Below are 16,487 nucleotides of genomic sequence, written 5' to 3'. Positions count from 1 at the left end.
TACCTTGGACGTACCTTGGACGTACCTTGGACGTACCTTGGACGTACCTTGGACGTACCTTGGACGTACCTTGGACGTACCTTCCCACTATTTTGTATTTACTAAAAGGATATTTCTTATTGTAATTATCCTGTATGAGTCCTTAACTGCTTTGAGGATTCTCAAAATTCTCTCTAAAGCACAAAAAAGGCCTCGCTATCCGAAAAAAATAGCGAAGCCCTATATCTGTAAAAAACTGATGTCTTATTTGCTCTCCTTGCTGTCTTTGAACAGAAGTGCGAACAAAACGCTTACGGCAAGTGCGTATGCAGCAAAGATGAACCATACGGTAGACCATTCGCCAACCTGATAGTTGCCCTCGTTTGTTGTGTAACTATTAACAACCAACTGCGCGGCAATCATTCCAAGACCTGCACCCAGACCGTTTGTCATGAGCATGAACAAGCCTTGAGCACTTGAACGGATGTCGTGAGCCGTCTCGCGATCGACAAACAACGAGCCGCTGATGTTGAAGAAGTCGAATGCCACGCCGTAGACAATCATAGAGATGATGAGTAATCCAACGCCCGACATAGAAGGATTTCCGACGGCAAAGAAGCCGAAGCGGCAAACCCATGCAAGCATGGCAATGAGCATGATAGTCTTGATGCCGTAACGCTTCATGAAGAACGGAATGAGCAGGATGCAGAACGTCTCGCTCATCTGCGAAAGCGAGATAAGCAGGTTGGCATGTTCAACAAAGTAGCATCCGGCATAGTTGGCGTCGGCTGCAAAACTCTGAATGAACGGCGATGCGTATCCGTTGGTAATCTGCAGGCAAACGCCCAGCAGCATAGAGAAGATGAAGAACATAGCCATGCGTGGCTGCTTGAACAGGAAGAAAGCATCCAGTCCGAGAGCCTCCTTCAGACTCTTGTTCTCGCCGGCAGGCTTTGTTGGGCATTTAGGCATGGTGAGTGAGTAGACCGCCATCAGCAATCCCCAAGCCGCACTTATGAAAAACTGCCAGTATGATGTTGCAAGGTGAGTGAAATCGACAATCCACATGGAAACGATGAAGCCGATGGTTCCAAAGATTCGGATACTCGGAAAATCGGCAACCGTGTCGAGCCCCGACTTTTCGAGCGCGTTGTACGAAACAGAGTTGCTCAGGGCGAGGGTAGGCATGTAGAATGCAATTCCAACCGTATAGACAGGGAAGAGTTGCCCGAAGGTTACGTTCTCGCCGTAGGTCATGCCCAGATAACCAACGGTGAGCATACATAATGCCGCAACAATGTGGCAGAAACTAAGCATCTTCTGTGCCTGAACCCATCTGTCGGCAGCAATACCGATGATAGCCGGCATAAATATTGATACAAAACCCTGTGCCGAGTAAAACCAGCCTATGTTTGCGCCGATTCCGACACTTGCCAGATAACCTCCCATTGATGTGAGGTACGCTCCCCAGATTGCAAACTGGAGAAAACTCAGGATAATAAGTCTTATTTTCATGTTATAATTACGTTTCGATTCGGTGTAATAAGACGCAAAGTTATAAAAATATGTTTGTAGACGAAATATAAATACATTTTTTATTCTAAATAAATGTGTCAAAACGATTATTTTTATAATTTTGCCGATATAATATAATCGTAAGAATGAAGAAAGTATTTCTAATCTGTACACTTGTTGTGTTGCAGTTGGTGTTGCCAATTAGTGCTTTGGCGCAGAATTCGGGGAAAAAGTATGCCGTGTATTGCGTGGCATTTTACAATCAGGAGAACTTGTTCGATACAATCCACGACGCTCATAAAAACGACTATGAGTTTTTGCCAAATGGTGGCTATCATTGGACCGGACTGAAGTACAAGAACAAACTGAAGAACATGGCTACGGTACTTGCCGACTTCAAGGACAAAATGGCTCCGGCAGGTCCTGCCTTCATCGGATTGTCTGAGGTTGAGAACCGCCGTGTGCTCGAGGATCTGCGCAATCAAGAGCAACTGAAGCCTTTCGGCTATGAAATAATACACGAAGAAGGAGAGGACAAGCGCGGCGTTGACTGTGCAGCCTTCTACAACCCACAACTGTTCAAGTACAAGAGCCACAAACTTGTTCCTTTTATATACGAGGATGGCGACACCGTTCACCGTACCCGCGGATTCTTGGTGTGCCGTGGCGAGATTGCCGGCGAGGACGTTGCCGTAATCGTGAACCACTGGCCTTCGAGAGGCGCGAAGAGCGACCGCCGCGAGATTGCAGGCCGTCAGGTAAAGCGTATAAAAGACTCGCTCCTTGTCGAGAATCCTGATGTGAAAGTGATTATTATGGGTGACCTCAACGACGACCCTATGAACGTAAGCATAAAAGAGGCTCTGGGTGCAAAGCGCAAGCCTGAGCATTGCAAGGTTGCCGCCGACCTCTACAATCCTTGGTGGGACATTCTGGCGGGCGGAAACGGAACGCTCAAGTTCCGCGACCAGTGGAACTTGTTCGACCAGATTATCTTTACCGGAAACCTTCTGGGCACAGACCGTTCAACCCTCAAGTTCTACAAGGCCGAAATCTTCAGTCGCGACTATCTCTTTGAGCACGAGGGCAAGTTCAAGGGATATCCAAAGCGTACTCACGGAAGCGGCATCTGGCTGAATGGATACAGCGACCATCTGCCAACCCGCATCTTCCTGATAAAGGAGGTTAAGTAACACACACAATATCGTATTATCAGAATCTGGTACGCTAATCTAATAGTCGGAGTTTTTCAAGTAAGACACACGTTGTTAGATTGGCGTATCTGTTTTGGTTAGGCGAATATTACAAAGAATTTGTAAATTAATAACTAATACAGTAATAAAAATGAACAAAAAGATGGTATTGGTGGCAATGCTGTTTGGTTCGGCAACACTCGTCCTTGCGCAGCAGACGAAAGAAACCGACTCTCTTGGCATCTACCGCATCGACAATGCTTCGTTCATCTTCTCCGAGGACCAACTCAGCGATGATGACGACGCGGCAAAGTCCATCTCGCTTGTTACAGGAACCAAAGACTTGTACTTGCAGAATGTTGGCTATCTGTTCAGCCCTATGCGATTTAAGTATAGAGCCTACGACAGCCAGTATTCCGACAACTACTTCAATGGCGTGAAGCTGAACAACGTAGAGAGCGGACGATTCAGTTTCTCGGGAATGACAGGCGGTCTGAACGATGCCACACGCAACAGCGAGGGCTCGGCGTTCCTTGACGTGAACAACTACGGCTTCCTGAGTTTCGGAGGCGGTACTAACGTAAACCTTCGTGCCGGACAGTATGCGGCTGGACACAAGTTCGGCCTTGCTGCTACAAACAGAAACTACATTCTGCGCGGCAACTACACATACGCTTCGGGCGTGAAGAGCGACGGATGGGCTTACATGTTCTCGGCTGCATACCGATGGGCAAACGAGGGTGCGATAGAAGGTACGTTCTACAACTCGTTCAGTTATATGTTCGGTGTTGAGAAGTACATCAACGACAAGCACCACGTCTCGTTCAACACATGGGGCGCGCCAACCGAGCGCGGACAGCAGGGAGCATCAACCGAAGAGGCTTACTGGCTTGCCAACAGCCATTATTACAACCCATATTGGGGATACTATAACGGCAAGAAGCGCAACTCGCGCGTAGTAACCGAGTATTCGCCATCGGCTCTGCTCACTTGGGACTATTATATAAGCAACAAGACAAAACTCGTAACAACCGCAGCATTCAGTTATGTGCAGTATGCAAGTACGGCGGTTAGTTACAACAACGCATACAATCCTCGTCCCGACTACTACAAGAACATGCCAAGCAGCGTGTTCAACGTGTACGACCGCGAGAACTTCAACAACGGTACATTCCTCGGCGACAATCCGGGAATCCTTGAGCAGTATAATCTGCTATACGACCGCTGGACTGGCGCAAAGGCCGACCGTCAGATGAACTGGGACATGATGTATGCCCAGAATCAGGCTAACAACGGAGTAGGCAAGAGCGCACTCTACTATCTCGAAAAACGTCATAACGACCAGTTGGCCTTCAACCTTTCATCTGTAATCGACGGAACTCTGAAGAACAACTTCGGACGCTACGCCTTGGGCGCACATCTTTCGCACACCCACGGTATGCATTACAAGACGCTTGCCGACCTTCTGGGTGCCGACCGACTTATTGATGTTGACAGTTACTCATTGTCTAAGTACGCAAGCGACTCGAAAGAGATTCAGAACGATGCTGACCGCCCTAACCGCGTGGTTAGAGAGGGCAGCCGATTTGGCTACGACTACGACATCAACGTAACAAAGGCTCGCGGCTGGGGACAGTATTCGTTCGTTGTTGGCGACTTCAGCGCGTTGTTTGGCGGAAACATCGAGGGCACATGGATTGAACGCTTCGGAAAAATGCGCAACGGCCGTGCTCTCGAATACTCAAAGGGAAGCAGCGGCACAGCCGATTTCCTTAGCGGCGGCGGAAAGGCACGTTTTGCTTATAAGATTCCGACAGGAACAGTTTATGCCGGAGGAAGCGTCGAGAGCCGTGCTCCGCTTGCATACAACGCCTTTGTTGCTCCGCGCGTTCAGAACAACTTCGTGAACAACCTGCGTACCGAACTCGACTACAGCGCAGAAGCTGGATATATGTTCCATATCGGAGCATTCAGCGGTAAGGTTAGCGGCTACTATACCGAGATGAGCAACCTTACTCAGCAGATTTCGTTCTACAACGATGATGCCGGCTATCTTACATACCTCAGCATGACTGGCCTGAAGAAGCAGTTCTACGGCGTTGAGGCTGCCATCGACGTTAAACTGATGAGCAATCTTACCCTGAAGCTGTTGGGAACAGTAAGCGAGGCTAAGTATGCCAACAACCCAGAGGCAAGTCTGGCATACGAAGGTTCGGACGGCGAGACATACGCTAACCTGAACACTTGGAAGAATCCTGTAACTGGCGAGAACCAGCAGATGCGCGTGTTCATGGACGGGCTTCATGTCGGAAGCACTCCGCTCACCGCTCTCAGCGTAGGACTCGACTACAACATCAAGGGCTGGTACTTGAGTGCTAACCTCAACTATTACGACCGCGTTTATATCGATGCTTCTGTCTATAACCGCATCGGTAGCGTAATGGATAACATCGGCTATCAGACTGTAAAGATGAGCGATTTGAACGCATCTACATCTGTAAACACAAATACTGGTCAGCTTACCGATGCCTTCGACGTGGCAAAGAAGGAGGGACAGAATGTATATGATGCCGAGACAGGCGAGCTTCTGGCAAGCTATACCGATGCCCAGACTAAGTGCAAGGGCGGATTCATGCTCGATGCCTCTGTAGGCCATCAGTTCCGTTTGCCTCACGGAAAGCGTCTTAGCGTAAACTTGCAGGTAAACAATCTGCTGAACAACACTAACCTGAAGACTGGCGGATACGAGCAGAACCGTGCAAACAAGAGCACATTTGTGTTCTCGAAGAACCCATACTGCTGGTATGCAAATTCGTTGAACGCATTTCTTAACCTTGGTCTTCGTTTTTAATCTTTTTTGAGTATGAAGAAATATTTTTTAATATTGCTTGCAGGTTTGCTAAGTACGGCTTGTATGAACGATTTCGAAGATGAGCCTGTTTCTGTCGACAAGTTTACGGCAGAAAACGTGGGCACTCCGAACACCACCATCAGCAAGGTGCGCAGCAAGTACAGCAGCATAATATCCAACTCGGGTCATACCCCGATTAACGAGGACTTGGTTATCGAGGGCATCGTTACAAGTAGCGACATCACCGGAAACCTCTATCAGGTTATGGTTATTCAGGAGATGAACGAGGACGGAACTGTTAATGTTGACGTTCCGGGAATAAACATCGGAATAAAGGGTGTCAGCAACCTCTACACCATCTTCCCGGTGGGACAGGTTGTCCGCATCAGCCTGAAAGGTCTTTACATCGGCGGATATGGCCAATGCCCAAAGATTGGCGAGCCATACATCACCGCCAGCGCAACACCTACCCAGCGCATCGGACCAATGTGCCTGCCGTCAATGACAAAGCACATCCAGAAGGTGGGCAAGGCTGATGCCAAAAACGTAAAGGCTCGCGAACTTACAGCCGATGACGTGAAGAATGGCGACCTTTCAAAACTCTCGCCAATGCTCGTTAGTCTGAAAACCGTTAAGATTAAGGAGGCTGACGGATTCACGATGTATGCGCACAAGGAAAGCGCAACAACATATTCGGTCGAGAACAACATCTTGTTCAGCGACAAGAGTACAAAGATTCTGCTCTATACAAGTTCGAGTGCGACATTTGCCAACAATCTGCTGCCCGAAGGATGGCTCAATATGCAGGGAATCCTTTCGCGCTACAACAGCAGTTGGCAGTTCCAGCTTATTTCTGAAGACGATATAGAGAAAATAAAATAACATTAAACTGAAGATTTATGAAACTTTATTCAAAAATACTTACAATGGTTGGCTTGGCTGCTACTGTTGCTTCGTGCAGCGATGTTCCAGCGCCATACGAGTTGAACTTCGACCCAACCGCTGCTTATACGATGCCTTACAAAAACGCTTCGTTGCAGAATAACTTCAATACCATTACGGTAAATGGTATTGCGTGGTCGCTGGGCTCAACATATGCAAAGGCTTCGGGCTACAATGCCGACGACAAGTCGTACACAGCAACCGAGGCTTGGCTTGTTTCTCCTGCCATTAACACAACTACAACCGAGAATGCCGCTTATCTTAGCGTAGACTATGTTGTACGCTACGGTTCAAAAGAAGAGGCTGACTTGAAGGCTAATCACAGAATTCTTGCAAGTACCGACTATGCTGGCGATGTAACCAAGGCTACTTGGACAGACCTCGGCTTTACTCCGGAGCAGGCAAGCGACTGGACTTTCAAGACAAAGGAAATCGCTCTTCCTGAAGGTTTGGTAAACAAGGAGAGAGTTGTCTTTGCATTCGTTTACAAGAGTGGCGAAAAGCAGGCTGAATGTTCAACTTGGGAACTCGAGAACTTCCTTGTAAAGGCTGGTGTTCCTGTTGCCGACGAGCCAACTCCAACGCCAGACCCAACTCCAACTGTTGAGCCAACCGGTGAGGGTACACTTGCAAGCCCTTACAACGTGGCTAAGGCTCTTGCAATAATCAAGGCTGGCACTTATACTACAGACGAGGTTTATGTTTCTGGTATCATCTCTCAGATTGATAATATTGATACTGGTAGCTACGGAAACTCAACTTACTACATCTCTGACGATGGCAAGACTCCAACTCAGCTCGAGGTTTATCGCGGTTACAGCGTAAACGGCGAGAAGTTTAAGGCTGATGACGAGATTAAGGTTGGCGACAAGGTAGTAGTTCTTGGTAAGCTTACTCTCTACAAGGAGACTCCAGAGTTCGCTCAGGGCAGCAAGATTGTTTCTCTTAACGGCGGAACAGTTGAGCCAACTCCAGACCCAACTCCAACTCCAGACCCTGTAGGCGAGAATCTGCTTTCAAACGGCGGTTTCGAAACTTGGGCTGACGGACTTCCAACAGGCTGGAAGAGCGCATCAACAGCAAGCAATGCAACTCTGTCTCAGAACACAACAGCTAAGTCGGGCAATTACTCAGTCTTGGTAGAGGGTGCAACAGCAAACAAGCGTCTTGCATCTGCCGAGATGACTCTTGCTGCAGGAACATATAAGTTCTCAGTATTCTACAAGTCGGCTGAGGCTGGCGTTAACGCTTCTATCGAGCTTGGCTATGCAACTGTAGATGCAGAAAATAAGGTAAATTACGTTTACCCAAACATCTATGTGGATTCTTCTGACGAGTGGAAGGAGGTAAGCAATACCTTCACTCTCGAAACTGAGACAAAGCTCTGCCTTGTTGTAATGAACTCAAAGAAGCCGGGTAAGAGCGTTCTTATCGACGATGCAAGCCTCTACGCTGTTAAGGCAGCATCTGCAAAGAAAAGATAATCTCAAAAACAGAAAAGATAAGTTATGAAAGCTAAATATCTGCTCCTCCCGCTCGCATTCCTTGCTGTGGCGATGGTGTCGTGTGGAGATGATGACGATGTGAGGAAGACGAGCATCGAGAAGTCAGATGTTAATGTAAATGCCAACAAGAGTGCCGACCCTTCTGCCCGCAGATGGGAGATTCCGGCACTCAACAATGGCAACGACTACATAACTCATTACACGGGCGACGGCGAGCTGAACTACGCTCTTGAGTGGAACAAGTCTGCCAACCATTCGCAGTGGGTGGCATATCGCTACGACAACTATCTCAACAAGCAGAAAGTTGGTCGTTCAGACGAGTGGGGCGCAGACCCTTATTATAACAGCCAGCCGCAGTATCAGATTGATATTCAGACTTTCAAGGGATACAACCGCGGCCATCTTGTTGGCTCGGCAGAGCGACTCTACTCGCGCGAGGCAAACGTCCAGACGTTCTACATGACCAATATGTCGCCTATGAACGGCAACTTCAACAGCGAATATTGGGGCGAGATTGAAGACCGCGTTCGCGACTGGGGACGCAGTTGTAGTGCCGGCGACACGCTCTATGTAGTTAAGGGAGGCACTATCGACGACCGCATCAATGGCTCGGTATCGCTTCGCACCACAAACGGAAACCGCATCGACATGGTTGTACCAAAGTATTACTACATAGCGGTTTTGTCGCTATCGGCAGACGGCACGGCAAAGGCTATCGGCTTCTGGATGGAGCACAAGGACTATGCCAACACAAGCAGTTCGTTTCTGAAGGAGTTGCGTCGCAGTTCGGTATGTTCTGTCGACGAACTCGAGGAGCGTACTGGCATCGATTTCTTCTGCAACGTTCCCGATTGGATTGAGAATTTTGTGGAGAAGGCATATACATTGAGCGATTGGAACGGAATGTAATACGTATAAAAAGGCGTTGGATTCGAAAAAAAATCCAACGCTTTTTTGTTTGATATGTATATATGTAATATCTTTGTAGCGAATAAAGATACTATAAAAGTAACGTAAACAAATTAAGGTAAAAATGAAAAGATTTCTGTCGTTTTTGGGCGTAATGCTTTTTTGCGTTGTAAGTGCGGTGGCACAGGTTACAACTTCGGGCATTACCGGAAAAGTTACAACTGAAGGAGAGGCTGTTATTGGCGCAACCATTCAGGCTGTACACGTTCCTTCTGGAACACACTATGGTACGACAACCAACCTGAACGGTCGTTTCGACATTCAGGGTATGCGTGCCGGTGGTCCATACAAGGTGGAGATTTCGTATGTTGGTTACGAAACCAAGGTGTACAACGAACTCTACTTGCAGTTGGGAGAGGCTTTGACTCTGAAGGTCAACCTGAAGGAAGACTCTAAGGAGCTTAACGAGATTGTTGTTGTTGGTCGTTCTGGACTCGATGCTAACAAGACTGGTGCTGCAATGAGCATCAACGCAAAGCAGATTCAGAACATGCCTTCTATCAGCCACAGTATTGCCGACATCACACGTCTGAATCCTCAGATTAACGTGAGCCAGAGCGGTGCCATGACTTTTGCTGGCGCAAGCAACCGTTACAACAGTTTCCAGGTTGATGGTGCAATGAACAACGATGTGTTCGGTCTTACATCAAACGGTCAGAACGGTGGTCAGGCAGGTTCTCAGCCTATCTCACTTGAGACGATCGACCAGATTCAGGTTAATGTTGCTCCGTTCGATGTTCGTCAGTCTGGTTTCACCGGAGGTTCTATCAACGCTATCACTAAGTCAGGTACAAACGAGTTCCACGGCTCTCTCTACGGCGACTGGAACAACCAAAAACTCATCGGTAAAACATATAAGATGATGAGTGGAAAGAACAGTGAGAAGTACGAGAAACAGAACGAGTATCACTTTGGTGCTACAATCGGCGGTCCGATAATCAAGGACAAGTTGTTCTTCTTTGCAAATTTCGAGAAGGCTAACAAGACTTATCCTAATAAGTACGGATACCGTTCAAGCGCATCTAAGCTTACTCCATCTGGAACAAACGGAAAAGACGGATGGGCTGTTGTTGACGAGATTATGAGTTTCATTACAAAAAACGCAAATCAGAAGGGCTTTAACTATACTCCATCGCTTGCAAATCCTGATATCTATCAGAAGTCAACAAAGGCAGGCTTGAAGCTCGACTGGAACATCAACGACAAGCACAAGGCTATGGTTAGCTGGCGCTTGAACGATGCAAAGCAGCTTAACGGCGGTAGCAACGCTTCTACATTTAAGGCTGCCGACCAGCAGTACGACTTCGTTTCAAACACAAATACGTTTACTGCCGAGTTGCAGAGCCGCTTTAGCCAGAGCGTAGCAAATGAGTTGCGTGTGTCATACGTTCGCGTTCGCGACCACCGCGATCCAATCGCTGCCGCTCCGATGATTCAGATTTCGGGCGTTGGAAACGGAACTTTCACAACTGGTACTGAGTATTCATCAGCAGCTAACGCGCTCGATCAGGATACTTACACATTCACCGATAACTTTACACTTTACAAGGGAAATCACACATTCACCTTCGGTACTCACAACGAGTTCTACAATTTCAAGAACCTGTTTATTCAGAATTACTACGGATGCTACTACTTCAACAGTCCAGAGGATTTCTACGGATTTGCTAATGGCGACTACACTAAGTTGAAGCAGTACTACTATACTTGTGCAAACGAGGAGCTAACTGGCGACCCTCGCTGGGCTGCTGAATTTGGTGCAGGTCAGCTTGGCTTCTATGTTCAGGACAAGTGGGATGTAACAGACAACTTCCAGCTTACTTACGGATTGCGTGCTGACGTTCCATTGTGCTTCGACACTCCAACAGAGAACCCAATATTCAACAACTATGCAAAGTCAATGTACGACAAGTACGGCAAAATTGCTGAAAACTACAGCAATTTGGCTGCTCAGGCTTATAACTCAGGCGATATTGAGGCTGCAAATGCTTACGACCGTCAGTGGTACGAGACTGACCAGATTAGACAGCGTTGGGATTGCAAGACAAACCAGAAGATGAGCAGCGCGCCAATGTGGAGCCCTCGTATTGGTTTCCGTTGGAAGCTTGACGATGCAAGCAAGTATGTTCTTCGTGGTGGTGCTGGTGTCTTCACTGGCCGTATTCCATTCGTTTGGTTGAGCAACAATATCTCTAACACTGGTATTCAGCTTAAAAGTTATAGTACAAATTCTGGTATCGATGGCTTGACTCTTAGATGGGATCCAAATGACCAGCAACCTAATGCTGAGGTTATGCAGGCATCAGGTTCACAGCTTATCAATGTATTCGACAAGAACTTCCGTTTCTCACAGAATGCACGTTTCAGCCTCGGTTTCGACTTCCGTGCTGCTGGCATCGACTGGACATTCGACGGAATCTACTCAAAGACTCTTAACGATGTTGTTTACCGCAACCTTGCATACGATTTGAACGGCAAGACTGTGGCTGAGACTTATCCTTCATTGTCATTCGACAATCGTCCGATGTTTGCTCGTCAGACTACAAAGGCTCTTGCTGGTGCTAAGGCTGCAAATATCACAAACATCTACCATCTTGGCAACACTTCACAGGGCTATTCATACAGTTTGTCTTTGAAGGCTGCAAAGAGCTTCGCATTCGGTCTTGACTTGAGCGCAGCTTATACTTACACTCAGTCTAAGTCTGTAAACAGCGGTACAAACTCTGTTGCTCAGTCTAACTTCCGTTACAACTATACTCATGGAAATTCTAACGAGCCAGAGCTTGGCTACAGCGCATACAACATTCCTCACAAGATTGTAATCTCTGCATTCTACAACAAGGAATATGCTAAGCATTGGAACACAACTGTAGGTCTTATCTATACAGGTTCAACTGGTGCTCCATACTCAGTTTACTACTATGGCGACCTCAACGGCGATGGTGCTGATGGCAACGACTTGATGTTCATCCCAACTGATGCTCAGATTGATCAGATGAGCTTCAAGGCTACTTCTGCATATTCTGAGGAGCAGCAGAAGGCAAACATGAAGCAGTGGCTTGCAAGCGACGACTATTTGAGCAAGCATCGTGGCGAGTACTTTGAGCGTTATGCTGCAAACGATCCGTTCGAGCATCACTTCGACTTCCACTTTGCTCAGGGCTTCAAGTTCAACACAGGCAAGTATGTTCACAAGTTCGAACTTACATTCGATGTGCTTAACATCGGTAACATGTTCAACAAGGAGTGGGGACGCTATTCTTCAGCAGCAGGTAGTGCTTCATACTACAGCCCTGTTACTTATGCTAAGAACGGTCAGTTCCAGTTCTTGCACGACGGCGACTACAACATGCATTCATACTCTGACTATTACTCTCGCTGGAGAGGTCAGATTGGTTTGAAGTATACATTCTAATCAAGAATACATATACGCTAATACAAAGGCTACTTCGCATAGAGGTAGCCTTTTTGCGTTTTGTAGTAATTTTTGTTTTATTAGACTTTATTGTTTGGATATTTGATTTTTTGGTGTAGTTTTTCCATTTTTTATGGTTATCTTTGCACTCGCTTTGTGATAGCTATTTTCCGATGAATATTTTGAAAGTGATACTTCTTGCCTGCTCTTTCCTTGTAAGTGCAGGGGTAAATGCTCAACAAATGGTTGGGCTTTCAAGCGTACCGCGAAAACTGAACTACCTTCCCGACGGAGAAAGCTTTGTAAGCATAAACGGTAAAAACCGATATACGCGTCCTTTGTATGGCTCGCACGACTCATGGCGACTTGAGACTTCAGATTTCCCGGTTTTTGCAATATATTCTAAAAACGTACAGCGAAACATTCAGTTCTATCTGCGCAAGCATAGCGGCGGAGTGGTGTATCTTGACTCGGTTGACTACTGCGAGTCGCGTTTCACTCCAGGAAAGCGTTCGTATCATCTGAAGGACAGAAACTGGAACGGCGGAACAATCGACATAAATGTAATTGCTAATTACAAGTCGGAAGAAGCTGTAATGAAGATTGAGTTCAAGAACATACCATCGGATATCCTTCTGTATGCCTACGTTCGCGAGATTCGAGGAAAGGAATTGCAGCACAACGGCGATTTGGGCGGAGAGAAGCCCGATGTCTTCGAACCCGACTTGAAATCGCCTCCAATCCAGCATCAGCAAATATATCTGCAAAGCGGAAAAGTATATCTTCTTCTTCGCAACTATCAGATTGTGGTTCCGCGTGACAACGAGGCTGTCTTGGCTTATGAAAAAGCCGAGGAGGAACGGCACAAACTCGTTTCGCAGTTCGAGATAAAGACTCCCGATGTGTTCATAAACAATCTTGGCGGCGTGCTGATGGCGGCAGGCGAGGCTTTGTGGACAGGTTCGGTTTGGCGACACACGCCGATGGACTGGTGTATTCAGCATCCGGGCATGAGAACCGCCTACGTTGGCGATATGCTTGGCTGGCACGAGCGATCGAGAATTCATTACAGCAACTACGCATCTAGTCAGGTGGTTGATGTAAAACAGAAACTTTTCCATCCAACGCAAGACCCCGAAAGAGGCATGAGTTCGAGCCGAATGGAGTGGGGATTGCCAATTTATAGCAACGGATACATTTGTAGCGTTCCGCGCCGAAGAGACGACATGCGAATATACAACAACAACGAGTCGTTTATCGATGGTCTGATCTCGCATATCAGATGGACAGGCGACAAGGAGATGGCGAAAAAAATGTGGCCTGTAATAGAAAACCATCTGAAATGGGAAAAAAGCAATTTCGACCCCGATTTCGATGGCTTGTACGATTCGTACGCAACGATGAATTCCAGTCCCGGAATTTATTACAATGGAGGAGCAGTTACATACTCGTCGGCTAACAACTACAAGGCTTTCCTTTTTGCTTCGGAACTTGCAAAGATGCTCGGAAAGGATGGTACGGCATACCGTCAGGAGGCTGAACTGATAAAGCGTGCAATGCATAACCGCCTCTGGGTTTCGGATTGCGGACATTGGGCAGAGTACGAAGACCTGATGGGGCACCGAATGTTGCACAAAAGTGCAGGATTGTGGAGCATATATCAGCCTATTGACTGCGGACTGAATACAACATTCCAGTCTTATCAGTCAACACGATATATCGATTCTGAGATTCCGCACATTCCTGTACAATCGGTTGGCAACACTCCGATGGACGCCGAGGTGAATCGCGGAGATTATGCCGATGTGTCGACAACAAATTGGATGCCTTACGCGTGGAGCGTAAACAACGTGATGACAGCCGAAAGCATGAATGCTGCGCTGGCTTATTTCCAGTCGGGCAGAGCAAACGAGGGCTTCAAACTCTTCAAGTCGGCAATCATAGATATTATGTATCTTGGCAGATGCCCGGGAAACGTTGGTTACATCAGTTATCTCGACCAGGCGCGCGGCGAGTTTGCGCGCGATTATGGCGATGCTGTGGCAACAACGGCTCGCACGGTGGTCGAGGGCTTATATGGAATTGCGCCTGATGCGTTGAAGAGATGCCTGCACATGAAGCCGCAGATTCCAACCGACTGGCAGTTTGCAAGCCTCAAGACTCCCGACATCACGTTCGACTATCGTCGCGACGGAAGCGTGGAGCGATACACAATAATGCACAACATAATGGCTGTCGATACCGTAGAGTGGCGTCTGCCGCTGAAGTATTCGGCTGTCGAGATAAAGGTGAACGGAAAGGTTCAGAAAGACTGCTATGTTGACCCAAACAGCGTTCAGAAGCCTTACATGGTCTTCAAGGTTGTTCTGAAACCCGGAAAGAAATGTAATGTTGAACTTAGAGGACAGGAAGGCGAGGAACTTTTTGCCAATATGCTTTCGCTCGGATTGCAGGGTCCCGGCTCGTTCGCAACGCTCAAAAATCCTTCTGAATTGCACGTCGATTGGCTCAGATGCTACGACCCGGAACAGATTTTCGGCGGTTCGGAACGATTGACTCGAAGCAGTTTCAAAGGCGAGATAGAGCAGAATGTTCCCGAAGGTCATCACACGTTCTTCATTCAGGCTCAGCAAGGCTATCAAAACTGGTGGATTCCGGTTGATGTCGAAGTCCGACAGAAGGTAACGCGAATGGTCAAGCCCGAGGCTTTCGACGAGATGAACGTCGCAACTCTCGAACCTGTTGATATGTCGGGTTGTTTCAACGCTAATGTTACGGACATTTTTAAGAACAAGTATCTTAAACCGCGTCCGCCATACACAACGCTTCAGATTCCGATAAGTGGTTTGGGCGACTGGCGACATCCCGACAGAAAATTCGACGTTGATGACAGCGGATTGCGCGCAATGTCGAAAAACGGATTGTTCGTAACCGACAAGGGCTGGAAGTGGCTCACGCCATCAAGCGGAAAGAATATTTTGTACACAACGCTCTTCGACAATTATCCTGATAAGGGACGGGTGCAACTCTCAGGCTTTGCCGAACACGCCTATCTGATGATGGCAGGAAGTACCAATCCAATGCAGAGCCGCATCGAAAATGGAGTGGTAACCGTTGTCTACAAAGATGGCTCAAAGCAGAGAATGTATCTGGTAAATCCTACAAACTGGCCTTCAATCGACCAGGCTTATTTTGAAGACGGAAAAGCGTTCGACCGAAATGCCCCAACACTCTATCGCCTTTGCCTGAAGACTGGCTATGTAACCAATCATCTGGCGCGAGACATCAACTCAACAGTCTTGCTCGTAGAGGGCGGCGCGGCGGTATTGCTCGATATGCCTCTTGATATGTCAAAAGAACTTGATTATCTCGAAGTCGAGACTCTTGCAAACGATGTCGTAATTGGTCTGATGGGTGTAACATTACAGAGATAAAAGAAAATCTCCACAAAAGCAATTCGCATTTGTGGAGATTTTTCTTTGTTGTCTTATTTTCTCTTTGTATAAAGGTCTTTAATTTCTTTAACCATCTTTCCGATGTCGTCCTTGCCGATTGGCTTCCATTCGCCGCCCATGTTTTCCGAACGATGAATTACGTTGTCGTTGTCGGCATGGAAGAAATTGTGAATGTACATGTATCTGTCCTTGGACATATCGATGGTAATTTGAATGTTGCCTTTCTGGAACTTGCATGTGTATTCTGTGAAGTTCTTGTAGAAAGGCGATGTGCTGTACCATTGAGTGTTTACTACGAGAAACAGACCGTCGGTCTTTTCCCATTGCAGGTCGTCGTTGATGAAGTACACGCTTTTCTTTGCTTCTGTTTCGACCGTGAATTGTGGAAATCTGTAGTGGTCTCCGATAATTCCTTCTATTTGCTTGTGGATGGTTCCGACTCTCTTTTGTGTTGTCTGTCCAAACACGTTGAGGCTGCCCATCAAAAGTAATGCTAATATAAAGACTTTCATGTTCATAGCGCGTGGATTTTCTATATTATGTAATACTGCAAAGATAGTCTTTTTTAATTTTATGGCAATATTTTTATATGCTTTTATTGCGTAATCGTCTATATTTATTATGCGAGTTCGGCATAATTCTGTAATAATATGCAAAAAAAAC

Annotated in this window: 9 protein-coding genes; 7 read left to right on the top strand and 2 right to left on the bottom strand. The window is 47.0% G+C overall.

Features of this window, described 5'->3' with window-relative positions; translation table 11 throughout:
- Nucleotides 1-243 precede the first annotated feature (243 nt).
- Nucleotides 244-1,494 (bottom strand): nucleoside permease, encoded by a 1,251-nt coding sequence (locus T538_RS0101585; protein ID WP_031535492.1) that lies wholly within the window; start codon nucleotides 1,492-1,494, stop codon nucleotides 244-246.
- Between the two features lie 146 nt (nucleotides 1,495-1,640).
- Between T538_RS0101585 and T538_RS0101580 the strand changes: the two genes are divergently transcribed.
- From T538_RS0101580 to T538_RS0101545, 7 genes are all read left to right on the top strand, one after another.
- The gene (locus T538_RS0101580; RefSeq protein ID WP_031535490.1) at nucleotides 1,641-2,687 is read left to right on the top strand and encodes an endonuclease/exonuclease/phosphatase family protein; all 1,047 of its coding nucleotides are present in this window, start codon (nucleotides 1,641-1,643) and stop codon (nucleotides 2,685-2,687) included.
- 151 nt (nucleotides 2,688-2,838) lie between these two features.
- Complete coding sequence (locus T538_RS0101575) at nucleotides 2,839-5,538, top strand: TonB-dependent receptor (RefSeq protein WP_031535488.1); 2,700 nt, start codon at nucleotides 2,839-2,841, stop codon at nucleotides 5,536-5,538.
- Nucleotides 5,539-5,550: 12 nt separating this feature from the next.
- Entirely contained in the window at nucleotides 5,551-6,420 is an 870-nt protein-coding gene (locus tag T538_RS0101570; protein ID WP_231497048.1) for a DUF5689 domain-containing protein, read from the top strand.
- A gap of 17 nt (nucleotides 6,421-6,437) precedes the next feature.
- Nucleotides 6,438-7,964 carry a carbohydrate binding domain-containing protein gene (locus T538_RS17500; protein WP_081835045.1) on the top strand — a complete coding sequence of 509 codons (1,527 nt, stop codon included), beginning with the start codon at nucleotides 6,438-6,440 and terminating at the stop codon, nucleotides 7,962-7,964.
- A gap of 24 nt (nucleotides 7,965-7,988) precedes the next feature.
- Nucleotides 7,989-8,894 (top strand): DNA/RNA non-specific endonuclease, encoded by a 906-nt coding sequence (locus T538_RS0101560; RefSeq protein WP_031535483.1) that lies wholly within the window; start codon nucleotides 7,989-7,991, stop codon nucleotides 8,892-8,894.
- A gap of 124 nt (nucleotides 8,895-9,018) precedes the next feature.
- Nucleotides 9,019-12,369, top strand: coding sequence for a TonB-dependent receptor (locus T538_RS16900; RefSeq protein ID WP_034538725.1), 3,351 nt, complete (start codon nucleotides 9,019-9,021; stop codon nucleotides 12,367-12,369).
- 242 nt (nucleotides 12,370-12,611) lie between these two features.
- Nucleotides 12,612-15,803 carry a DUF4450 domain-containing protein gene (locus tag T538_RS0101545; protein ID WP_197025807.1) on the top strand — a complete coding sequence of 1,064 codons (3,192 nt, stop codon included), beginning with the start codon at nucleotides 12,612-12,614 and terminating at the stop codon, nucleotides 15,801-15,803.
- A gap of 53 nt (nucleotides 15,804-15,856) precedes the next feature.
- On the opposite strand, the gene T538_RS0101540 is transcribed toward T538_RS0101545, so the two are convergent.
- Nucleotides 15,857-16,336: a hypothetical protein gene (locus tag T538_RS0101540; RefSeq protein ID WP_155992943.1), complete on the bottom strand. Its 480-nt coding sequence runs from the start codon at nucleotides 16,334-16,336 to the stop codon at nucleotides 15,857-15,859.
- Between the last annotated feature and the right edge of the window lie 151 nt (nucleotides 16,337-16,487).

Source organism: Bacteroides sp. Ga6A2, from assembly GCF_000702225.1.
Taxonomy (GTDB): Bacteria; Bacteroidota; Bacteroidia; order Bacteroidales; family Bacteroidaceae; genus Ga6A1.
The sequence above is the reverse complement of the archived record's forward strand: the minus strand, read 5'-3'. Positions and strand labels throughout refer to the sequence as shown.